Here is a 22,204-nt window from a genome sequence, read left to right on the forward strand (position 1 = left end):
TAAATGCCCAATTTCAAGAAGCCAAATTCATCTTAAACGCGCTACAAAAACGCGCTGACACCATTAGACGCGTTGCCAGCGCCATCGTTGCCCAACAACAAGAATTTTTCCAACAAGGCGATAGCGCCATGAAACCCCTCACCCGTCAACAAATTGCCCAACGCCTAGACCTTCACGAAAGCACCATCTCCCGCGCCATCAACGGAAAATATTTACAATGCAAACAAGGGCTTTATGAACTACGTTATTTTTTTGCCAACGAAATTGAAAACAGCGACGGCGACAACCTCTCCATCACCGCCATAAAAGCTCGCATCCAACAACTCATCACCCAAGAAAACCCCCAAAAACCCCTAAGCGACCAAAGCCTACAAGCCCTCCTAGCCGAAGAAGGACACCAACTCGCCCGACGCACCATCACCAAATACAGAGAAAGCCTCAACATCCCCGCCAGTAGCCAACGTCGCCTTCACAATTAAGCCAACCAATCAAAACCAAGAGAACCTAACCATGAACACCCAAATCAAACATCTCGCCTACAACCTCAAAAACAGCCTCACCACCGACCACCCCATTCTCCTGCTCGCCCCCAGCACCCCATGGGCAGAATATTGGCGCCACAACCTACATTTTTGGCTACCCAAAAACTACCCCATTTATTGGTTTAACGACTGGGAAACCCTCCCCTACGACCAATATTCCCCCCACCCCAACCTCATTGGCGAACGCTGCGCACCCTAGCCGAACTCCCCACCCGCCAGCATGGCATCGTCATCACCACCATCGCCGCCATCGCACAACGCCTCGCCCCCCCAAACCCATCTTGACCGCCACGGCATCCATCTAAGCGTTGGCGACCAACAACCCCGCGACACCCTCATCCAACGCCTCATCAACGCTGGCTACCAACCCACCGCCCACATCAACGCCAAAGGCGAATACGCCACCCGCGGCGCCATTGTAGACCTCTACCCCCTAAACGCCAGCCACCCCATCCGCCTAGAATGGCTTGACAACCAAATAGACAGCATCCGCGAATTCAACCTAGACGACCAAACCACCCACCAAAAACACCAAAGCCTCAGCCTCCTACCCACCAGCGAACTCGACCTCACCCAAACAGGGCGCACCTGTTTTCGCCAAAGCGCCCGCCAACAACTTGGCGAGAACATCATCCACAGCCCCCTTTATCAACGCATCAGCGACGGACAAACCCTCCAAGGACTCGAATACTACCTCCCCCTCTTCTTTGACGACACCGCCTCTCTTTTTGACTACCTCCCACCCAACACCCACCTCATCAGCCCAACCGACCCCCAACCCGCATTAGAAAAACACCACAACTACTGCCAAAAACGCTACCAACGCCTCAACGCACTCCGCCAAAACCAACTCCTCGCCCCCGAAGCGCTATGGTTTAGCCCCAACGTCATACAGACCCACCTCAACACCCTCCCCGCGCAACCCTACCACCCAAGCGCAGACAACATCGACTTTAGCGGCGACGAATACGATCGCAAACAACAATGGCTCAAGCAAATACACCACCCCAGCAAACCCCTCTTTCTCCACTTTACCAGCCAAGGCAACCGCGAACACTGGCTAGAGAAACTACAAAAACAAAAACTCAACCCACAACTACTCGACATCACCCCCCCATTTGAAGAACAAAGCCCCGCCCAGCTCACCCTCATACAATCCCCCCTGCAATACAGCTTTCATAGCCCTCATGCCACCCACCTAGCCGAAGCCGACCTCCATGCAGGACACCAAACCCCCAACTTCCACCAATCTAAAAACCCCCACGCAGGCGCGCAAATCGAAAGCCTACAAACCCTCAGCCTAGGCGCCCCCATCGTCCACATTGACCATGGCGTTGGACGCTATCAAGGACTCACCCGCCTAAGTCCAGAAAGCGACGAACTCATGCGCATCGAATACGCCAAAGGCAGCACCCTCTACGTCCCCATCACCGACCTAGACCTCATTACCCGCTACAGTGGCGCCAACCCAGAAACCGCCCCCCTCCATGAACTTGGCGGCAAACAATGGCAAACAAGCAAACGCAAAATCCAACAAAGCATCCGCGACACCGCCAGCGAACTCCTAGAAATCTACGCCCAACGAGAAAACGCCCAAGGCATCGCCATCGACTACGACCCACAAGATTTGCAACAATTTGCCGACAACTTCCCTTACGAAGAAACCCCCGACCAAACTCAAGCCATCCAAACCGTCCTCAGCGACCTTCGAAGTGAGCGCCCCATGGACAGAATCATCTGTGGCGACGTCGGCTTTGGTAAAACAGAAGTTGCCGTGCGTGCCGCCTACGCCAGCGTCCTAGGCGGACAACAAGTCGCCCTCATCGCCCCCACCACCCTCCTAGCCAACCAACACTATCACCATTTTTTAGACCGCTTTGCCGACTACAGCTTAACCATCAACCTCGTTTCACGCTTTAAAAGCACGGCAGAACAAAAAGCCAGCCTAGAGAAACTAAAAAACGGACAACTTGACCTCATCATAGGCACCCACCGCCTCCTACAAAAAGACGTACAATTTGCCAACCTCGGACTCGTCATTATCGACGAAGAACAACGCTTTGGCGTACGCCACAAAGAGCGCCTAAAAAGCCTACGCGCCAACGTCAACCTCCTCACCCTCACCGCCACCCCAATCCCACGCACCCTAACCTCGCCCTCTCAGGACTACGCGACCTCTCCATCATCGCCACCCCACCCAGCGGACGCCAATCCGTACAAACCATCATCAGCGAATGGAATTTAGCCACCATTGAAGAAGCCTGCGAACGAGAACTGCGCCGTGGAGGACAAATCTACCTCCTACACAACGACATCGACAGCATCGAACGCATCGCCCGCACCATCGCAGACAATCAACCCAACCTACGCATCGCCATCGTCCACGGACAAATGCCCGAACGCCAACTCGAACAAATCATGCAAGACTTCTACAACCGCCACTACGACCTTCTCATCGCCACCACCATCATCGAATCAGGCATTGACATCCCCAACGCCAACACCATTCTCATCAACCGCGCCGATAAACTCGGACTCGCCCAACTCCACCAACTCCGCGGACGAGTAGGCCGCTCCCACCACCAAGCCTACGCCTACCTCTTCACCCCCTCATGGCAAACCCTAGGCAAAGACGCCCAACGTCGCCTTGAAGCCTTCATCAGCCACGACTCCCTAGGCGCAGGCTACCTTCTAGCCAGCCATGACCTTGATATCCGCGGTGCAGGCGAAATCCTTGGTAGCGAACAAAGTGGACAAATCCAACAAATCGGCGTTCATTACTACTTTGACCTCCTAGAGCGCGCCGTTGAAGCACTCAAAAACGGACAACCCCCACAAGAACTCAGCGAACCCAACCGCCTAGAAATAGAATTCAGCGAACCCGCCCTTCTACCTGCCAACTACATCCACGACCCACAAATCCGCCTAAGCTACTACCAACGCCTCGCCACCAGCAAAACCCACTCCCAAATAGACACCCTCACCATTGAACTTATCAACCGCTTTGGCAGTCTCCCCCCCGCTGCCCGCCACCTCATCGCCCACAACCACCTCCGCCTGCAAGCCAAAATCCTAGGCATCACCCGCCTTCATATCCACCAAGACCATAGCGAAATCCAGTTTAACGACCAACCCAACCTCAACACCAACGCCCTCTTCCAACGCCTACAAAATGACCACGCACAATACAAAATGCGCACACAAAACAGCCTCAGCTACCATCCAGACCCCAGCCCAGAAACCCTAGAACAACAAATCGCCCACACCCAAACCCTCCTTGACACCATTACCCCCTAACCACCCAATGCCTCTTACTAGAGCGCATCAAACGCCGCCCAAAAAAAACGCCAGCTCAAAAGCCAGCGCTTATTCTTTTATAAAAATCGCCTATTAACGCGCATACATCCCCATTCCCAAACCAATCAACCCACCGCCTACAGAGCCATAGACCGTGCTAGTAGAATTGCCACCATAAAGATTTCCAGCCACCCCACCAACTACCGTTCCACGCGCCGCATTTTTTAGTGGCTCTCCCGCAGAAGGTTGCGCCCGATACTGCCTGTGTCCAGAAGTAATAATCGAACCTTGATCCAAAGCTGAATAAGCTGGTGCATCAGGGGCTTGCGCATTTAATACCTTCCCCTCATTGCTCACCTGAGGCGAAGACACACACCCCACCAAAACAACCGCTGCCAAACCCAATGAAAAAACCTTCAACATAACATCCTCCTTACAAAACAATCTAATAAACCGTTTACAAAATAAACCGCGCCATTTTAACCAATCGAGCACAATTCTCCACCTAAATTTTAAAAAATTCCCACCATAACCGTTTGGTAGTCAAAGCAAGACAATCTATAATGCCCACCCTCTTATAACCTCCACAATCTATCATGCACATTGCCCTTTTTCAGCCCCAAATCCCCCCCAATACTGGCAACATCATCCGCCTTTGCGCCAATACAGGCGCCCAACTCCATCTCATCCATCCCCTAGGATTCACTTGGGATAACAAACGCCTACGCCGTGCTGGACTCGACTATCAAGAATTTGCCCACATTCATCACCACCCCGACTGGCAAAGCTTCTACCACAGCACCCGCCAACATCGCATTTGGGCGTTTACCACTAAAAGCCAGCAAAGCCTCTACAGCGCCAAATTTAGCACCAACGACCTCCTACTTTTTGGCAGCGAAACCCACGGACTGAACGCAGAAATCCACCAAACCCTCAGCCAAGAGCAAACCCTACGCCTCCCTATGCGTCCCAACTCCCGAAGCCTCAACCTCTCCAACAGCGTCGCCATCGCCACCTACGAACTCATCCGCCAAACCACCCCCAACACCGCCATCCTACTCTAACCCTCACAACCCCCATCAAATCGGCTACAATCTCTCAAATTTTTAGCTAAAAACCATCATGCGTTATTTTTTCACTTCCGACCCTCATTTTTTTCACCGCAATATCCTCCACCATTGCAACCGTCCTTTTGCCGACGCCCACGCCATGAATAGCGCCATCTGTGCGCAATGGAATGCGCAAGTGCAAAAAACCGACCGCGTTTATCTTCTAGGCGACGTCTCCTTTGGCACCCAAGCGGAAACCTTCCGTCTACTTGCCGAACTCAACGGTGAAATCTGCCTGATTACAGGCAATCATGATGACCAAATTCTCGCCAATCCCTATCTGCAAGAGCGCTTTAAATGGGTTAAACCCTACCACGAAGAAAAAATCGACAATCAACTCATTGTCCTATGCCACTACCCCATTGCCCAATGGCGCGACGCCCAACGTGGCAGCTGGCATTTATATGGACACACCCACGGCGCCCTGCAATTACAAGGCGCTGCATTAGACGTTGGACTAGATGCACACCCAAATTTTCGTCTTTGGACGTGGCAAGAGATTCAAACGCGCCTGTCCCCTATTCCACCACTGCCCTATCCCAAAAAAACCGTTCATAAAAAAAGCCACTAAAAACAGTGGCTTTTAAAAATTATTTACAAACTAATCACAGCAATTATTCCGCATAATCCACAGCGCGCTGCAAATAATTCTGCAAGCCAATAGATTGAATGCTTTCTTGCTGTGTTTCTAACCAATCAATATATTCTTCTTGCTCTTCTACAAACGCCTCAATCAGCGCCCGCGACACATAATCCTGCGCCTGTTCTAATAGCGCAATCGCTTTAACTTGCGCCTCATGCTGAGCCTTAGCAATGTTCAAATCACAAGACAATATTTCGCTTATATCCTCACCAATTAACAACTTGCCAAGGTCTTGCAAATTGGGCAACCCTTCGAGTAAAAAAATGCGCTCAATTAAATCATCTGCATTTTTCATCGCCTGAATAGACTGCTTATAAATGCGCTGCCCAAGTCCTTTATAGCCCCAGTGTTTTAATAAGCGCGCATGAAGAAAATACTGATTAATCACTGTCAATTCATAGCGCAACAATTGATTCAGCGTTTCATTGACCTGTGGTTGAATATTCATAGTATCCCCCTTGATTTAGCGCTGTGATTGCAGATAATTTTGCAATCCCATTTGCTCAATTTGGCGCAACTGTTGCTCAAGCCAGAGCGCATGGTCTTCTTCTGTATCTTTTAGCTGCGCGACAAGTAAATTCCTCGTAACATAATCCTGATGCTTTTCACACAATGCAATGCCCTTTTTAAGCGCATCGCGCACGTTATATTCAAGCGCCAAATCATTTTCCAACATGCTTTTAACATCACGGCCTATATTAAGCTCATGAGGGGCGCAAGCAGGCGTGGCTTCAAGTGTTAACACCCGACGAATCATCGTATCTGCATGTTGTTTTTCATGCTCGGTTTCATGGTCAGTCGCTGTAAATAATTTGTTATAACCCCATTCAGCGTACATGCGCGAATGAATAAAATATTGGTCTCTCGCTGCCAGTTCACCTGCGATTAGCTGATTTAAATAGTCAATAACTTCTTGATTGCCTTTCATAAAATTCTCCATAAGGGTTAAAAGGCGCTGAGTATAGAATCTTTCCTTAGGCTGTCAAATTTTTATGATAAATGATTATCCAGATAAAAAGATTATTTTTAACCTATTGTTTTTAATTGATTTTTAAAGTTAATGGGAAACAATCTTATTTGATTTAGCAGTAGCAATTAGATTTCTGAAATAATAATAACTTTCACTTATTATCTGCAATCTCATTGTTAACCTCTACTTAATTGAATGCGCCAGAAGCTGCAACAGGATTTTGGCGCTCAAGTGCAATCAAACACGCGCGAATGGTCATCATCATTTCAAAAAGCGCAATGCACATCATCACCGCTAGAAATCCCATAATCATGTAGTAATGCATCAACGTAATGGGGATAACCACATAAAATGGCGCAACAAACCACGCCACCAGCGCCAAGACTAAAAGACTATAACCCATGATATCGCCTACAATATCTGCAAAACATTCTTCATAGGCGGTATAACTGGTGGCTTTATTAGCCGTCCACATCGCAATAACCAAATGCACAATAATCAACCCCAGTAAAATAAAACCCAATTGCACATTTTCCAAAGTTAAAAATGCTGCTCCAGCGCCCATTGCCGATAGCAACACCCCTACGCGAAAAAAAGCCAATACCACCGCTTTCATTCTAATCCTCCTCCCTCTGCGCTATTTTTACAAAATCCGTTGTCCATTAAGCAAAATTCGTTGCCCATTAAGTAAAATAGCCTCTCGATTAATCTGTGCTTTTAGTTGCGCAACCTCCTGACCCGACCACTGAAATCCCAACCAATGTTGCGCCTTACAAAGTAAGGACGTTTTCATTGCAGAAGAACAAAATATTTTCTTCATCAAGCGCTTATCCATCGCCAATTCTATTGTGCTACCGTATAAATATTTCTTCCATACTTGCTCATGATTTTGCATCGCCTCTTGCCATTGCCTCTCACTTTGCCAATGTTCCTCAATGCTTGCGCGTAGACTCATTTTATCTTGCCCATCTTTTGCCAAGCGTAGCGCCAAATCCGCCTGCATTGGTTGGCTCAAACTATTTTCACGCATCAACCCATACAACCAATCCTGCAACAACGGCAATCCTCCCCTCGCCAACCCTTGCGCCAACTGCGGTAGCTGATTGGCTAAGCGCGCCTGCAACCATTTGCCCTCAAAAGGATACAACAACGCCTGCATCTCCACTTCATTGAGCTGCGCTACCACCACCTGCGCCAATCCATGATTAACCAGCGCATCAGAGAGCGTGAAATCTGTCTTAAGCGACCATTTCAAGGCATAATCGCCTAAATCTTGCGGATAAAAGCCAAATGCGGCATTTAAGTTTTGCATCGCTTGCCTCTCGTATGTGTTTAGAGTAAGTGCCTGCGCTTCAAATTCCACCCATGGCATTTCATGTTGAGCGTCTGCTAACGCCTGCGCCCGCACCCTTGCCTGCTCAATTGCTACCGACCAGCGCTCTTCTTGCCCAGCATTTCCCCACACCAGCGCAAAATGCGGTAAATCCAGCTGTATGGCTTGTGCTTGTGATGGTTGTGCTAATACCGTAAAAGGCTCTACCTCCCACTGCTGCTGTTGTGAGGTCAACCCCAATCCATTCCCATGCCACTGAAACTCTGAGCGCCCTAAATCAAACACCGACCCCACAAATTGCCCTTGCATCCCCTTAAAATCAAACACCATATCCTCTGGCAAAGACCGCACAAAAGGCGTTAATTCCACTTGTAATTGATCCGTCATAGAAGCAAACACCGCCTTGGAAAAGCGCGCATGGATAAAATCCTGTGGCAACAGCTCGCCAATCTCTCCCTTTGGCGGCGTAATCCCCTGCACCTTAACCACAAACCAATCTAATAGCGTTGTGCTAAACGGCGCATGCTCAATCACCAGCTCAAAATCTTGAGCAAACACCACCCCATCCTCACGATGCCACGACACCGCCACCTCTGCATTAGAGGATAAAATCCCCTTATCATAAGCCTTAAGCGCCGCCACCAAATGCCCTTGCGCCGTCTGTACCAACACCACCTCTTTTGCGCTAAAAAACTGGCTAACCTGCGCGTATAGTTGCCCACCAACTGCATAAGCCATCCCCCAAAGCCACCACCGCATAGCCCACAACTAAACCAATCGCTCCCCACTTCATTAACTTTTTCATCCCACCACCTTTATCCCAGTAAAACAAAAGCCCCTAAAAACTAGAGGCTTCATCTATTTATCACTCCATTAGCCTAACGCATCACTCCTGCGCTGACGGCCACTCAATATCCTGAAGCAATTGCGCAAGCTCACCATTTTCATGAATTTCTTCAATAATATCGCAACCGCCTATCAACTCCTGCTTGATCCACAACTGCGGAAATGTTGGCCAATTGGCATATTTAGGCAATTGCGCACGAATTTCAGGGTCTTGCAAAATATTGACATAAGCAAACGGCTGACCTTCTGCCTTCATACACGCCACCGCACGCGCTGAAAAGCCACACATCGGAAATTGCGGCGTCCCTTTCATATATAACAATACAGGATTTTGCTCTAATTGCTCTTTAATTCTTGCTACCGTATCCATCGCCACCTCTTGGTTTTTCTATAAGGAGTGATTACTATACACAAATTCCCAACAATGAAAAAGAGCGCCACCATGACCCACCTTATGCACACCTACAACCGCCTCAATCAAACCTTTGTCAAAGGTGAAGGCGTTTGGTTATACGACAATGACGGGCGCGCCTACCTAGACGCGCTCTCAGGCATTGCCGTTTGTGGACTCGGGCACGCACACCCCGAACTCACCCAAGCACTTTATCACCAAGCGCAAACCCTATGGCACACCTCCAACCTCTTCCCTATCCCTGCACAAGAACAAGCCGCGCAAACCCTTTGCGAACTCAGCGGCATGCAACGCGCTTTTTTTTGCAATTCTGGTACAGAAGCCAACGAAGCCGCGCTTAAACTCACACGCCTACACGCGCGCAAACACAACATCGAGCATCCCATTGTGATTAGCTTCACTCATAGCTTTCACGGGCGCACCTTTGGCGCAATGAGCGCCACAGGCAATAGCAAAATCCAGCAAGGTTTTGCCCCACTGCTTCCCCAATTTCTCCACCTCCCGTATAACGATCTCGAAGCGCTTATACGCGTATCTGACAATGCAAACATCGTCGCCATTCTCTTAGAATGCGTACAAGGTGAAGGTGGCATCCATCTAATCGACCCTCAATTTATCCAACACATCCGCCAACTTTGCACCCAACACAATTGGCTGATGATAATTGATGATATCCAAGCAGGCATGGGACGGACGGGCAAATGGTTTTCGTATCAACATTATTCCCTTACCCCCGACGTACTCACCCTTGCCAAAGGACTGGGCAACGGACTCCCAGTAGGCGCTTGTTTAGCGCGTGGCTCTGCCGCCGAACTCTTTCAAGCTGGCAACCATGGCACCACCTTTGGCGGTTCGCCGCTGATTATGCACGTCGTCAACACCCTCCTACAGATTTATCAACGCGACCAACTAATCGAAAACGCCCAAACCGTAGGCGCCTACCTCCTCAGCCAACTGCAACAACAATTTAACGCCCATCCCAATATTGTAGAAATCCGCGGACAAGGCTCATGCTCGGCATCGAACTCAAACAAAGCATTGACCAGCTTGCTCATAAAGCATTGCATGAACAACAACTTGTTTTAAATGTAACTGCAGAAAAAGTTATCCGCCTTGTCCCCGCGCTTATTTTTAGCAAAGACAACGCCGATGAGCTCATAAAACGCCTGCATGCGCTTCTAACGCCCTAACCAACCGCGTTTGCAACACGCATAAAAAAATCGGCGCCCATCAGCGCCGATTCCGTCAACAAAATCTCAACCTAACGACTTGCGCGCAAATCAATGCGATAAATAGCAAATCCCAATTCGTCTTGCCCCACCCGCTCTAACGGATAATGCGCATTATCTTGAATAAACGCCTCTGCTTGCGCGCTTGCGCCTGTTTCAAAACGCACATCCAACGGCACCTGTGTTTGAATGGGCGCAATCTGCCAGTTGTTCTCCAGCGCTGTATTAACCTCACCCTGTAACCGCGTTTGCTCGCTAATATAATTAGCCAAAATCTGGCGATTTTCATCAGGGGCGGAAAACACAATTTGCTCACTCCCAGTCCCTGCAAACTTACCCCCATTGGCGCGATAATTATTGGTTGCAACTAAAAATTCCTCCTCAGGTAACACCGCGTGCCCCTGATACGACAACCCCACTATCCGCTCTGCATTAGCATTAATCAACTGACAATCACCATCATAGCGCGCAGGCTGCGTTACATCGATTTGATAACGCACGCCACTAATCGTATCAAAATTATACGTTCTAAACCCCTCCCAATTAATCAACGTCTGAGGTTGTGTACTCTCCTTATCAATCTGATTAAACATGCCAGCACTGCACTCCAACCACTCCTTCAATTGCGCGCCTGTAATTTTCACCACAGCCAGCGTATTAGGATAGAGATACAAATCCGCTGCATTGCGCAACGTCAAGGCGCCTTTTTCTACTTGCGTATAGCCTTCAGGGTCATTTTTACGCCCACCCGCTTTAAAGGGCGCTGCCGCACTTAACACGGGCAATCCACCCAACTCGGGCAATTGTGCCATCACTTTTTGCGCGTAGTCTGTCTGCGCCTGATTGACAATGCCAACCGTTGGGTCAGCCTGCACCAACGCCAAATAACTAAATAAATCCGCACTGGCTCGCCCAATAGACTGAGAGACATAAGCCAACGTCTTCTCATGCACAGGCGCTAATAATGCTGCCATTTCCGCGTGATTTTGTGTAAGCGCCACCTTATTTTGCGCATCATAGATTGGATAGAGTTGCGCACGCGCGTCCATCACCACCCATCGACCCTCATGTTTTGCCAACGACAAATCCACCACGCTCACATGATTAGCCCAATATCCCGCCATAGATTCCGCCGTGCCGTAAACCGTACCTTTTTTGATATCGACCCCTTCCACCTCGGCAAATTCCTCATGCGGAAACAACCGATGCGCATGCCCAAAAATCACCGCATCAATCTCCGCCACATCCGCTAAATAAAACGCGCAATTTTCCGCGCCCACCTCATAAGGCTCACTTGAAGACCCAGTGTGTGCCAAAGCAATCACAATATCCGCCCCCATTTGCTTAAGCTTAGGCGCATAACTTTTCGCTGACTGCACAATATCTTGCACCACAACCTTACCGTCTAAATGCCCCTTATCCCACAACATAATCTGCGGCGGCACAAAAGACAAATACCCAATTTGAATCTCCTGTTGCGCGCCGTTTTCATCTAGCAACATTTTTTCTCAATCCAAAAAGGCTGATAGCGTGGCTCTCCCGTATCCGCACGCATCACATTGGTGTTAATAATTGGGAATTTAGCCTGCGAAGTCGCCGTATCCAAATAATCCAACCCATAATTAAATTCATGATTGCCCAAACCGCCCACATCATAATTCATTGCATTAAGCGCCATCACCGCAGGATGCGGTTCTCCTTTTTCATGCCCCACAGCCGCCTGATAATCTGCAATTGGATTGCCCTGAATCAAATCACCATTATCCACCAACACACTATTAACCACCTCCTCACGCGCTTTAGCAATTAATGTCGCGGCTCGTGTGAAGCCAAATTTATCGGTTGTCTCATTGCGGTAATAATCAAAATCGGTTAAAAAACTATGCACATCCGTCGTTGCAATAATGCGCAGATTTGCCGCCGCCGAAACCTCCGCCCAAGACAAACGCGCCACACTCAAGCCCAAAATACTCCCCGCCCCTAATTTAATTAAACGTCTTCTTTGCATACATTCCTCTAGTAGTGTGGTTAAAATCGCCATCATTACGAGCAATTTATCCTCTGTCAAGCCAACAGAAAAATCCACCGCCCAAGCAGAAATTTCGGTATCATGACCCCCCTTTTAGCTTATTAGAGGTCGCACATGTTTAATATAAAAAATCCCCTACCCCTAACCCTCGCCTGCGCATTTTCCTTAGGATTAAGCGCTTGCGGTGGCTCAAACAATCACGACATGAGCCAACAAACCCCTCCCCAAATCCCCCAACAAACTCCTCAAGAACTGGCGCGAATTGCCCATCTCGATAGCGCCAAAATATTTCTAGACCACAACCAAAACTATAAACAAGGCGAAAAAGTGATTGTCAATGGCAAAACACTAAGCGAAGGATTAGCCGATGGTTATGCCTCCCTTGATTTTAGACACATCATTGAATCTGGATTTAATGACCAACCCTATACAAAAACCCTAAACAAACAAAAGAAAAGCGAAGGACACTTACGAAGCTATCAAGGGTTACATTCTTTTGCCGCCAATCTTTATCACAACCTAGGCAGTGAAGGCTTTTATAGCGGTATTCCTGTAAAACACATGCCCGAAAAAGGCACCGCCTTATACGTCGGCACAGTATTTGACAGAAGCACGCAAAATGGCGAATTTAGCTACACCATCGATTTTGATAAAAAAATTGGTAAAGGGGAACTACAAAGCGGAAAACATGGCAAATTCAGCCTAAACGAAGCCAAATTACAAGGCAATAAACTTGAAGGCGGCGCAACTGGCACAGGCGAAAACTGGGTCTACAACGCTGGACTTTATGGCGAAAACGCTGAAGAGATTTCAGGCGTTTTAAAGCAAATCAATAAAACAGGCGAAACCATTAATGGCTATCAATTTGATCAAAACCATATCGGCTTTATGGGCGGAAAAGCGCTAAACTAATTTTATAATAAACGCTCCCAACCATCGGCGCTTTATCAGGCGCCGATTTTTTTGCGCCGTCTTTGAATTCTCTGCATTAAGCGCCACCCTATACATTAACTCTGAAAGCGGTATAATCTCTAGCTTTTTGCAAGCCTCATGCCTAATAGAACGCTCAATATCAAACGCCTACTCAGTATCGCCTGTCTAACACTGATTGGCATGATAATGGGTAGTTATTTGGGATTAGCATTAAGTTATTGGTTTGCACCTGAGATTATGCGCTTATATTTAAGTTGGTCTGATTATCTTATACATCTTCCTGAGCAATTGTTTCATAACGATTTTCTCGGCATGAACACACTCATTGTTTATAGCGCCCTTCTCGGAGCATTCAGTCTAACCAGTCTATTATTTTTTATCTATTTTCGATTTAGCGATAGGAAAACACAATGAACTATAGAACGCACTACTGTGGTGAAGTAACAGAACAAGCAAACGGTGAAATCGTCCGTGTTAGCGGTTGGGTTCATCGTCGTCGCGACCATGGCGGCGTTATTTTTATTGATTTACGCGACCGCTCAGGACTTGTGCAAGTTGTTATCGACCCTGACACAGAAGAAGCATTTGCCAACGCAGAACAAGTGCGCAATGAATACTGCTTAACCATTGAAGGCAAAGTTCGTCCCCGCCCTGAAGGCACAACCAACGCCAACCTCACTAGCGGTAAAATTGAAATTCTCGCAAAAGAGCTGACCATCTTATCGCGCTCTGAAACCCCACCTTTTCAACTTGATGACAAAGACCTTTCTGAAGAAGTGCGCCTACGCCATCGCACCATCGATTTGCGTCGCCAAACCATGCAGCAAAATCTCATATTGCGCAGTCGGGTGATTGCCTCATTGCGTCGCTACTTAGATGAACATGGCTTTTTAGATATTGAAACCCCCATGCTCACTAAAGCCACGCCCGAAGGCGCGCGTGATTATCTCGTCCCCTCGCGCACACATGCAGGCAAATTCTTCGCCCTACCGCAATCGCCACAACTTTTCAAACAACTGCTCATGATGAGCGGATTTGACCGCTACTATCAAGTCGTGCGCTGTTTTCGTGATGAAGATTTACGGGCTGACCGCCAACCAGAATTTACTCAACTCGATATTGAGGCCTCTTTTATCGACGAACAAACCCTAATGGATTTAATGGAAAGGATGATGCGCGGTGTCTTTAAAGACCATCTTGATGTTTCTTTAGATGAGCCCTTCCCACGCATGACCTATGCCGAAGCCATGCGCCGTTTCGCCTCTGATAAACCTGATTTGCGCATTCCGCTAGAGTTGCAAGATATTGATGATTTGGTAGCTGATTGTGATTTCAACGTATTTGCCACCCCTGCAAAACAAGATAATGGACGCGTTGTTGCGCTTAACATTCCACAAGGTGGCAAACTCACGCGCAAAGAAATTGATGCCTATACTCAATTTGTTGGACGCTATGGCGCAAAAGGTCTTGCCTATATTAAGGTAAACGACCTCAGCCAAGGCGTGGAAGGTCTACAATCGCCCATCGTCAAATTTTTAGGAGATAAAGTAGCCCTTGCCATCATAGCGCGTGTTCAAGCACAAGATGGCGATCTTATCTTCTTTGGCGCAGACAAAACCAGCATTGTAAACGATGCCATAGGCGCATTACGCGTAAAAATCGGGCATGATCTTAACCTACTCACGCATGAATGGGCGCCCTTATGGGTTACCGACTTCCCCATGTTTGAGTTTGATGAAAAGACCAACCGTTGGTATTCCATGCACCACCCCTTCACCCAACCCAACACCGAAGACCTCGACGAACTCGACCAAAATCCAGCCAAAGTTAACTCACGCGCCTATGATATGGTGCTAAATGGCACAGAAATTGGCGGCGGCTCGATTCGGATTCACCGCCAAGAGATGCAACAGCGCGTTTTCAAAAGTCTAGGCATTGACGCTGACGAAGCACAAGAAAAATTTGGTTTCCTACTCAATGCGCTCAAATACGGTTGCCCTCCGCATGGTGGCATTGCTTTTGGACTTGACCGCCTTATTATGCTCATGGCAAAAGCCAGCTCTATCCGTGATGTAATGGCATTTCCAAAAACGCAAACCGCCTATTGCCTACTCACCGACGCCCCAGCGGAAGTGAGCGAGGAACAATTGCGCGAACTCCATATCCGCCGCCGCCAAATACAGCCCATTGAATAAACATGCGCCAAGTTATTTTTGACACCGAAACCACAGGGCGCTCTGAAAAAGGCGCCGTCTGCCAAGACCATCGCGTTATAGAAATTGGTTGCATTGAACTAGAAAATCGCCGTCCAACAGGACGGCATTTTCATGTTTATTTAAACCCAGAACGCCCCGTAGACGAAGAAGCCTTCAAAGTCCACGGACTAAGCGATACATTCCTTGCCAAACAACCCACCTTTGCACAAATTGCCGATGATTTTCTCGTCTATTTACAAAGCGTCGATGAACTGATTGCCCACAATCTCCCCTTTGACCAAGCTTTTTTAAATCAAGAATTTAAACTCATTGGCAACCCAACCAAGCTAGAAAAACAATTCACCCTAACCGACACCCTCACCCTCGCACGCCAACAATTTCCTGGACAACGCAACAGCCTAGATGCGCTTTGCAAACGATTTGATATCGATAATTCCAAACGCGAACTTCACGGCGCCTTGCTAGATGCCCAACTGCTTGCCGAGGTATATTTAAAACTCACAGGCGGACAAACTGACCTTAGTTTTAATCTCCAACACACTCACCACAGCAACGCCCACACCGCGCCTCTCAAACCTCACAACTGGCGCAGCGCTACCCTCAATGCGCAAGAACAACAAGCCCATCAAACCCTGCTAGATAGCATCAACCCAAATAAAGCCAATTCATTATGAATCTCATAGACCTTGAAAGCGCCGACCCTCAAAGCATCTATCTAAACCGCGAATTAACTTGGCTTGATTTTAATAGTCGCGTTCTTCAACAAGCCAACGATCCGCATAATCCTTTATTAGAACGCTTGAAATTTTTAGCCATCGTCCATGCCAATCTTGATGAATTTTTTATGAAGCGCATTGGGGGGCTCAAACAACAAATTGGCGCCAATCTCACCAGCCTCAGCGCTGATGGGCGCACCCCGCAAACACAAATCACACAGGCATACGCCAAAATTGAAACACTTATCTGCCAAATGCATAAAATCTGGCAAACCCTTCAAAACCAATTAAAGAAAAACCATATTGAAATCACCCGCTTTGCCCAACTCAATCCCGAACAACAAAACACCCTGCGCCAGTTTTTATCGCCAATCTCTATCCATTGATTACCCCACAAGCCATCGACCCAGCCCATCCCTTCCCTTTTGTCTCCAATCTCTCGCTCAATCTACTGATTAAACTTCGCTACCCTGATAAAAATCGCACCTCCATGGCGCGCGTTAAAGTCCCTGTTGGACAAGGGGGCAAGCGCTTTATTCATGTGCCAACAGAAGATGAAAACACTCAATTTATTACCTTAGAAGACCTTCTTATTAGCAATCTAGACCTTCTTTTCCCTAATATGATTGTTGAAAAAGTCGACCTCTTTCGAGTCACGCGCAATGCCGTTACAGAAAAAAACGAAGAAAAAGCAGAAGACCTTCTAGAGCTTATTGAAGACGAACTACGTGAACGTCGCTTTGCGCCTATCGTGCGCTTAGAATACGCCAGTGGCATTGACCCCATTCATAAAGGCATGCTTGCCGCCGAACTCAATCTCAATGAAGACAAAGATACCTTTGAAGTCCAAGGGCTTATCGCCAAACGCGACCTACTCGAACTCCATAGCCTAAATCGCCCCGACCTCAAAGACCCACCGCACACCCCACTAGACCACGAACATCTCCATGGCGAAGACAACATATTCCATGCCATCCGTCGTTCTGGGCCTTTTTTAATTCAACTGCCCTATGAATCGTTTAAATCCTCCGTTGAGCGCTTTTTAAAAGATGCCAGCCAAGACCCCAAAGTTCTTGGCATTAAAATGACGCTTTACCGCACCTCCGCAGATTCTAAGATTATCGACTACCTTATCGATGCCTCTCATAACGGCAAACAAGTTACCGTTGTGGTAGAGGTTAAGGCTCGTTTTGATGAATCTGCCAATATCCGCTGGGCAAATCATTTAGAAGAAGCTGGCATTCACGTTACCTACGGCATCGTTGGACTGAAAACCCACGCCAAACTCATTCACGTTATCCGCCAAGATTATGACGGACTGCGTCGCTACGCCCACATCGGCACAGGCAATTACCACAGTGGCACCGCCCGCCTATATAGTGATTTTGGCATTCTCACCGCCGAGCCAGAAATCGGCGAAGATCTTACCGAACTCTTTAACTACCTCACCACTGGCTACACGCCCAACCGCCACTACCAAAAAATCCTCCCCGCCCCCAAACAAATGAAACCCGCGCTATTGTCTTATATTGAGCGCGAAATCGAACAGGCCAAAGCAGGGAAAAAAGCCGCCATCTGCTTAAAAACCAACGCCCTAGAAGACGTTGATATTGCTAACAAACTCTATCAAGCCTCACAAGCAGGCTGTCGTGTGCAACTCATTGTCCGCGATAGCTGCCGTATCATCGCAGGCGTGGAAGGGCTTTCAGAAAATATCAGCGTGATTAGCATCGTAGGGCGATTTTTAGAACACGCCCGCGTTTATTATTTTTACAATCAAGGGCAAGAAAACTATTTCATCGGCTCAGCGGATTTAATGCACCGCAATCTTGAAAGTCGTGTTGAAGTTCTTATTCCCATTTGCGCGCCCCACATCCGCCACAAACTCAACTACTTTCTCACCACCCAACTCAACGACCCCAGTGCATGGCATATGCAACCTGATGGCAGTTATAAACGTCGCAAAAACCCCAAACACCACCCCAGCGCCCAACAGCAATTCATCGACCAAGCCAATATCCGCTATAAAGAAGCCAGCCGCTTGCGGCATCGCAAAATGCGCTCTCTCTCCTAAGTAAATTTAGTTAACAAATTAAAAATAGACAAAACATCATAAAAAATAAATTATAAAATTCCCCCTTTCATTGCCTCAAATAGGAACAACCATGACCCTAAAAACCAAATTCAACCCATGCGCGTTCATCTTCATTATTGCCAATTTTTTTCTCAATCCTCTCGCACATGCCGCCCCAAACACAAAATTAGATTGGCAACCCTGCGATAGCAAAACAACCTATAATGATTGGCCAATTGAAAATTTTGCCGATATTTTAGAATGCGCCACCCTAGAAGTTCCCCTAAATCCCAACGCAACCCACTCCCCCTCTCTCGAACTTGCCCTCACTCGTCTACCTGCCCAATCTGACCAACCTATTGGCAACCTACTCATCATTGCAGGCGGGCCTGGGGAGCACAGCCTTGATTTTTTAGGTATTTTCAACGACCTAGCAGAAGATAGCGCTCTCTGGCACTATTTTCACATCATCGGTTATGCCCCACGTGGCATTAGCCCCAGCACCCCTAGTCTCTCCTGTGAGCTTGAAGAGGACGAAGAAAACAACGCTAAAAACCTCGTCAACGCCTGCATCAAACAAAGCGGTAAAGACCTCCTCGCCCATATTGGCACTCGCGAAGCTGTAACCGATATCGAAGCCATCCGCCAAGCGCTAGACGAACCACAACTCTCCCTTTTAGGCTATTCCTATGGCACAAAAGTCCTCACCCGCTACAGCGAGCGCTACCCCAGCGCCATTCGTGCTGCCATCTTTGATGGCGTTGTTAACACCAGCGAAGACTACTTCAGCGCCTTAATCACCCAAGAAAAAGGATTCCAACAAACTTTTGAACGCTTTGTTCAGTACTGTTATAGCCAAAACAATTGCCCATTTAGCCCTAATAAAAACCCCAATAAAAGCTTGCACCAACTGCTTACACACATAGACGAACAACAACTTGAAGACAATGCTGGAAAACCCATTAGTGCTGAAGATGTTCTATTTCTTATGCAAGACAACCTCCTATGGTCATACCACTGGCAAGATAATATTGACCTACTTAACCAACTCAGCCAAGGCAAAACCAAGCTCTACAATGAACTAAATTTCTTAGATAGCGATGATACAGATGAAAGCGACACTGCCTACATTGACAACAGCTATATCGCACTTTTTGCCATCAACTGCACTGATGATGCCCCAAAAAACCGCAACCGTCGCGACTATATCGCCCAGAGCAAAATAGTTGATCAAGCCTCTCCCTACGATAACTATGCCTCACTAGAAGACGATGATTATCTAGACACCTGTTTTTATTGGCCAACCAATGGCAGTGATACCCCCGCTGCGCCCAAAGTCAGCGACCAACTCCCGCCGTTGCTTTTTGTTGCACAACGACACGACCCCACAACCCCTCACCACAACGCTCAAATTATGGCTAATTTCTTCCACGCCCCACTTATTACGCGCGAAGGAGACGGACACACCCTCGTCTTTTCAGGCGAAAGCTCCTGCGTTGATGATATTGCACTGGCTTATCTCATCGCACCGCATATCAAAATCAACAGCCAATCCTGCCATGACTAACGCCAGCGCTATGAAAAACCCCTAGCATAATCTATAATCGCCGACCCGCACAGCGCGTAACCGCCTTCATTATTTAAGCAAAATTCAAGCAAGGAAAAATTATGTTATTAGCCATTGTCGCCATCATCATTGGATTAATTCTATTAGTTTGGAGTGCTGATTATTTTGTAGAAGGCGCAGGCGTTGTTGCTTATAAATTAGGCATGCCTCCTTCTGAGCTCGCCTCCACTATTGCCGCAGTGCGCAAAAATCAACATGACCTTGCTTTTGGCAATATCATCGGCTCAAATATTTTCAACACCCTCGCCGTCGTTGGCATTGCAGGCGTTATTCATCCCATCCGTCTAAGCGGGGAAGTCTTCTCGCGTGATATTCTCGTGATGAGCTTTTTAACACTACTGCTACTGTTTATGAGCTTTAAATTCTACAAACGTCGCGCGCATATCAACCGCTATGAAGGTGGATTTTATTAATCCTCTTTATCGCTTACAATGCCTATCTCATTTACGGCGCAACCCAAAACGCTCAACTCTAACCCAACGAGACCCCTCATGCAAAAACAAACTCTTCTCTATCAAGGCAAAGCCAAATCCGTTTATCAAACAGACCACCCAGAGCGCGTTATCATTCATTACAACGACGACGCCACCGCGGGTAACGGCGCAAAACACGACATCATCACCGACAAAGGCATTCTAAATAACCACATCAGCGCACTTCTCTACGAACAACTCAATCAAGCTGGCATCCCAACGCATTTTCATCAGCGTCTAAACGAGCGCGAACAACTTTGCGATAAAGTCCAAATCATTCCGCTAGAAGTAATTACCCGCAACATCATTGCAGGTTCAATGGCAAAACGTCTAGGCTTTGAAGAAGGACAAGAACCCCCCAATACCATTTTTGAACTCTGCTACAAAAACGACACCCTAGGCGACCCTTTGATAAACGACGACCACGCAGTCGCGCTCAAGGCCGCCACCTATGAACAACTCGATACCATTTACGAACTCACCAGCCAAATCAATCAGTTACTTGTCGCCCTATTTGCTGCCTGCGGTGTACGCCTAATTGATTTTAAACTTGAATTTGGAATCAATAGCCAAGGCAACATTGTTCTTGCCGATGAAATCTCACCTGATACCTGCCGTCTTTGGGACAGCCAAAGCCAAGAAAAGCTCGATAAAGACCGTTTCCGTCGCAATCTCGATGGACTTACACTCACCCAAGCCTATCAAGAGATCCTAAATCGCTTACAACAATTTAAGGAGCAGGTATGAGCATGGATTATAAATCTAGCGGTGTTGATAAAGAGGCAGGCTACGAAACAGTTCAACGCATCAAAGATTTTGCCCAAGCCACGCATAATCCCAGAGTGCTCGGACAAATTGGCGCATTTGGCGCATTTTATGATTTATCGGGTTATAAACATCCCATTCTCGTCTCAGGCACAGATGGCGTGGGGACAAAACTAAAAATTGCCTTTGCCCTTGAGCGCTACGATACCATTGGCATTGACGCCGTTGCCATGTGCGTTAACGATATCCTCTGCCATGGCGCCACACCACAATATTTTTTAGATTATCTAGCTTGTGGCAAACTTGAACCAACTATTGCCGCAGACCTTATCAAAGGCATCGCAGAAGGTTGTCAACAAGCAGGAGCGGCATTAATCGGTGGTGAAACAGCAGAAATGCCAGGATTTTATCAGCAAGGTGAATATGATATTGCTGGCTTTGCTGTTGGGGTTGTTGAAAAAGACCAACTCATTGACGGCAATCGTGTGCAAGCAGGGGATGTTCTAATTGGGCTCGCCGCCTCAGGATTTCATAGCAACGGCTATTCCCTATTGCGCAAAATTTTCACTGATTTAAAAGCTCCGATTGATGCAGAAAACCCCACTACTATTGGTGAATTTCTTCTTACCCCAACCAAAATCTATGTCAAACCCGTATTAGAAGCGCTAAAACATCACCGCATTCATGGGCTAGCGCACATCACAGGCGGCGGACTACCTGAAAATCTTCCGCGCGCCTATGGTAAAGGACTAACCGCTATTGTAGAGACCAACGCTATCCCCCCTCTGCCCCTAGCTGAACAACTTTTTGCTCATATTGAGCGCACAGAATGCTACGCCACTTTCAATATGGGCGTGGGGTTTGTGCTTATTGTTCCACAAAGTGAAAGCGATGCCGTTATGCAAACCCTTATCCAGCAAGGCGAACAAGCCTTTATTATCGGGCATATGCAAACAGGCGATACCCCCATACAATTAAACTTTTAAACAT

The 22,204-nt window shown here is 47.7% G+C and carries 20 protein-coding genes and 2 pseudogenes; 15 read left to right on the forward strand and 7 right to left on the reverse strand.

What is annotated here, in order from left to right; genetic code table 11:
- Window positions 1–29: 29 nt before the first annotated feature.
- Complete coding sequence (locus tag A5N84_RS09420) at window positions 30–479, forward strand: RNA polymerase factor sigma-54 (RefSeq protein ID WP_233119873.1); 450 nt, start codon at window positions 30–32, stop codon at window positions 477–479.
- 31 nt (window positions 480–510) lie between these two features.
- Window positions 511–3,839: pseudogene (gene mfd, locus A5N84_RS13605) on the forward strand (transcription-repair coupling factor).
- 93 nt (window positions 3,840–3,932) lie between these two features.
- On the opposite strand, the gene A5N84_RS02535 reads toward mfd, so the two are convergent.
- A complete protein-coding gene (locus tag A5N84_RS02535; protein WP_072281149.1) occupies window positions 3,933–4,262 on the reverse strand; it encodes a hypothetical protein in 330 nt (109 codons plus the stop codon).
- A 173-nt stretch (window positions 4,263–4,435) separates the two neighbouring features.
- Here A5N84_RS02535 and A5N84_RS02540 point away from each other — a divergent pair, with 173 nt between their 5' ends.
- Together A5N84_RS02540 and A5N84_RS02545 are read left to right on the forward strand one after the other, a co-directional pair.
- Window positions 4,436–4,903 carry a tRNA (cytidine(34)-2'-O)-methyltransferase gene (locus A5N84_RS02540; protein ID WP_072281150.1) on the forward strand — a complete coding sequence of 156 codons (468 nt, stop codon included), beginning with the start codon at window positions 4,436–4,438 and terminating at the stop codon, window positions 4,901–4,903.
- 58 nt (window positions 4,904–4,961) lie between these two features.
- Window positions 4,962–5,519, forward strand: a complete 558-nt coding sequence (locus tag A5N84_RS02545; RefSeq protein ID WP_072281151.1) for a metallophosphoesterase family protein — start codon at window positions 4,962–4,964, stop codon at window positions 5,517–5,519.
- Window positions 5,520–5,562: 43 nt separating this feature from the next.
- Here the strand turns inward: A5N84_RS02545 and bfr (A5N84_RS02550) are convergent, their stop codons facing one another.
- From bfr (A5N84_RS02550) to grxD, 5 genes are all read right to left on the reverse strand, one after another.
- A complete protein-coding gene (gene bfr / locus A5N84_RS02550) occupies window positions 5,563–6,054 on the reverse strand; it encodes a bacterioferritin (RefSeq protein WP_072281152.1) in 492 nt (163 codons plus the stop codon).
- Window positions 6,055–6,519, reverse strand: coding sequence for a bacterioferritin (gene bfr, locus A5N84_RS02555; protein ID WP_072281153.1), 465 nt, complete (start codon window positions 6,517–6,519; stop codon window positions 6,055–6,057). It abuts the gene before it with no gap.
- A gap of 229 nt (window positions 6,520–6,748) precedes the next feature.
- Complete coding sequence (locus tag A5N84_RS02560) at window positions 6,749–7,177, reverse strand: hypothetical protein (protein ID WP_072281154.1); 429 nt, start codon at window positions 7,175–7,177, stop codon at window positions 6,749–6,751.
- Between the two features lie 27 nt (window positions 7,178–7,204).
- Complete coding sequence (locus A5N84_RS02565; RefSeq protein WP_072281155.1) at window positions 7,205–8,632, reverse strand: hypothetical protein; 1,428 nt, start codon at window positions 8,630–8,632, stop codon at window positions 7,205–7,207.
- Window positions 8,633–8,780: 148 nt separating this feature from the next.
- Window positions 8,781–9,110 (reverse strand): Grx4 family monothiol glutaredoxin, encoded by a 330-nt coding sequence (gene grxD / locus A5N84_RS02570; RefSeq protein ID WP_072281156.1) that lies wholly within the window; start codon window positions 9,108–9,110, stop codon window positions 8,781–8,783.
- A gap of 72 nt (window positions 9,111–9,182) precedes the next feature.
- On the opposite strand from grxD, the gene A5N84_RS02575 reads away from it, so the two are divergent.
- On the forward strand, window positions 9,183–10,238 hold the full coding sequence (locus A5N84_RS02575; RefSeq protein WP_198923720.1) for an aspartate aminotransferase family protein: 1,056 nt from the start codon (window positions 9,183–9,185) through the stop codon (window positions 10,236–10,238).
- 175 nt (window positions 10,239–10,413) lie between these two features.
- On the opposite strand, the pseudogene A5N84_RS02580 reads toward A5N84_RS02575, so the two are convergent.
- A pseudogene (locus A5N84_RS02580) lies at window positions 10,414–12,389 on the reverse strand (bifunctional 2',3'-cyclic-nucleotide 2'-phosphodiesterase/3'-nucleotidase).
- Window positions 12,390–12,524: 135 nt separating this feature from the next.
- On the opposite strand from A5N84_RS02580, the gene A5N84_RS02585 reads away from it, so the two are divergent.
- From A5N84_RS02585 to purM, 10 genes are all read left to right on the forward strand, one after another.
- Window positions 12,525–13,322 (forward strand): factor H binding protein domain-containing protein, encoded by a 798-nt coding sequence (locus tag A5N84_RS02585; protein ID WP_072281157.1) that lies wholly within the window; start codon window positions 12,525–12,527, stop codon window positions 13,320–13,322.
- Window positions 13,323–13,460: 138 nt separating this feature from the next.
- Window positions 13,461–13,757, forward strand: a complete 297-nt coding sequence (locus A5N84_RS02590) for a hypothetical protein (protein ID WP_143324795.1) — start codon at window positions 13,461–13,463, stop codon at window positions 13,755–13,757.
- Window positions 13,754–15,538 carry an aspartate--tRNA ligase gene (gene aspS / locus A5N84_RS02595; protein ID WP_072281159.1) on the forward strand — a complete coding sequence of 595 codons (1,785 nt, stop codon included), beginning with the start codon at window positions 13,754–13,756 and terminating at the stop codon, window positions 15,536–15,538. Before A5N84_RS02590 ends, aspS begins: the two co-directional genes overlap by 4 nt.
- Before the next feature lie 2 nt (window positions 15,539–15,540).
- Window positions 15,541–16,233 (forward strand): DNA polymerase III subunit epsilon, encoded by a 693-nt coding sequence (gene dnaQ, locus A5N84_RS02600; protein WP_072281160.1) that lies wholly within the window; start codon window positions 15,541–15,543, stop codon window positions 16,231–16,233.
- Complete coding sequence (locus tag A5N84_RS10495) at window positions 16,230–16,661, forward strand: polyphosphate kinase (RefSeq protein WP_198923723.1); 432 nt, start codon at window positions 16,230–16,232, stop codon at window positions 16,659–16,661. Before dnaQ ends, A5N84_RS10495 begins: the two co-directional genes overlap by 4 nt.
- Window positions 16,658–18,349, forward strand: a complete 1,692-nt coding sequence (gene ppk1 / locus A5N84_RS02605) for a polyphosphate kinase 1 (RefSeq protein ID WP_198923724.1) — start codon at window positions 16,658–16,660, stop codon at window positions 18,347–18,349. The genes A5N84_RS10495 and ppk1 overlap by 4 nt, the downstream gene beginning before the upstream one ends.
- 91 nt (window positions 18,350–18,440) lie before the next feature.
- Window positions 18,441–19,916 (forward strand): alpha/beta fold hydrolase, encoded by a 1,476-nt coding sequence (locus A5N84_RS02610; RefSeq protein WP_072281161.1) that lies wholly within the window; start codon window positions 18,441–18,443, stop codon window positions 19,914–19,916.
- 101 nt (window positions 19,917–20,017) lie between these two features.
- Window positions 20,018–20,389 (forward strand): sodium:calcium antiporter, encoded by a 372-nt coding sequence (locus A5N84_RS02615; RefSeq protein WP_072281162.1) that lies wholly within the window; start codon window positions 20,018–20,020, stop codon window positions 20,387–20,389.
- A 78-nt stretch (window positions 20,390–20,467) separates the two neighbouring features.
- On the forward strand, window positions 20,468–21,196 hold the full coding sequence (gene purC, locus A5N84_RS02620) for a phosphoribosylaminoimidazolesuccinocarboxamide synthase (protein WP_072281163.1): 729 nt from the start codon (window positions 20,468–20,470) through the stop codon (window positions 21,194–21,196).
- The gene (purM, locus tag A5N84_RS02625) at window positions 21,193–22,200 is read left to right on the forward strand and encodes a phosphoribosylformylglycinamidine cyclo-ligase (RefSeq protein WP_072281164.1); all 1,008 of its coding nucleotides are present in this window, start codon (window positions 21,193–21,195) and stop codon (window positions 22,198–22,200) included. The genes purC and purM overlap by 4 nt, the downstream gene beginning before the upstream one ends.
- Window positions 22,201–22,204 lie beyond the last annotated feature (4 nt).

The sequence above is a fragment of the Rappaport israeli genome, from assembly GCF_001888055.1.
Taxonomy (GTDB): Bacteria; Pseudomonadota; Gammaproteobacteria; order Cardiobacteriales; family Cardiobacteriaceae; genus Rappaport; species Rappaport israeli.

Bases quoted from the DNA above. Each gene is read 5' to 3' on its own strand.
- A5N84_RS02560 (WP_072281154.1), bottom strand. From the start codon at position 7,177: ATGAAAGCGGTGGTATTGGCTTTTTTTCGCGTAGGGGTGTTGCTATCG.
- dnaQ (WP_072281160.1), top strand. From the start codon at position 15,541: ATGCGCCAAGTTATTTTTGACACCGAAACCACAGGGCGCTCTGAAAAA.
- A5N84_RS02585 (WP_072281157.1), top strand. From the start codon at position 12,525: ATGTTTAATATAAAAAATCCCCTACCCCTAACCCTCGCCTGCGCATTT.
- A5N84_RS02540 (WP_072281150.1), top strand. From the start codon at position 4,436: ATGCACATTGCCCTTTTTCAGCCCCAAATCCCCCCCAATACTGGCAAC.
- A5N84_RS10495 (WP_198923723.1), top strand. From the start codon at position 16,230: ATGAATCTCATAGACCTTGAAAGCGCCGACCCTCAAAGCATCTATCTA.
- A5N84_RS02615 (WP_072281162.1), top strand. From the start codon at position 20,018: ATGTTATTAGCCATTGTCGCCATCATCATTGGATTAATTCTATTAGTT.
- purC (WP_072281163.1), top strand. From the start codon at position 20,468: ATGCAAAAACAAACTCTTCTCTATCAAGGCAAAGCCAAATCCGTTTAT.
- A5N84_RS02535 (WP_072281149.1), bottom strand. From the start codon at position 4,262: ATGTTGAAGGTTTTTTCATTGGGTTTGGCAGCGGTTGTTTTGGTGGGG.
- bfr (WP_072281153.1), bottom strand. From the start codon at position 6,519: ATGAAAGGCAATCAAGAAGTTATTGACTATTTAAATCAGCTAATCGCA.
- A5N84_RS02590 (WP_143324795.1), top strand. From the start codon at position 13,461: ATGCCTAATAGAACGCTCAATATCAAACGCCTACTCAGTATCGCCTGT.
- A5N84_RS02565 (WP_072281155.1), bottom strand. From the start codon at position 8,632: ATGGCTTATGCAGTTGGTGGGCAACTATACGCGCAGGTTAGCCAGTTT.
- A5N84_RS02610 (WP_072281161.1), top strand. From the start codon at position 18,441: ATGACCCTAAAAACCAAATTCAACCCATGCGCGTTCATCTTCATTATT.
- A5N84_RS02545 (WP_072281151.1), top strand. From the start codon at position 4,962: ATGCGTTATTTTTTCACTTCCGACCCTCATTTTTTTCACCGCAATATC.
- grxD (WP_072281156.1), bottom strand. From the start codon at position 9,110: ATGGATACGGTAGCAAGAATTAAAGAGCAATTAGAGCAAAATCCTGTA.
- purM (WP_072281164.1), top strand. From the start codon at position 21,193: ATGAGCATGGATTATAAATCTAGCGGTGTTGATAAAGAGGCAGGCTAC.
- aspS (WP_072281159.1), top strand. From the start codon at position 13,754: ATGAACTATAGAACGCACTACTGTGGTGAAGTAACAGAACAAGCAAAC.
- A5N84_RS02575 (WP_198923720.1), top strand. From the start codon at position 9,183: ATGACCCACCTTATGCACACCTACAACCGCCTCAATCAAACCTTTGTC.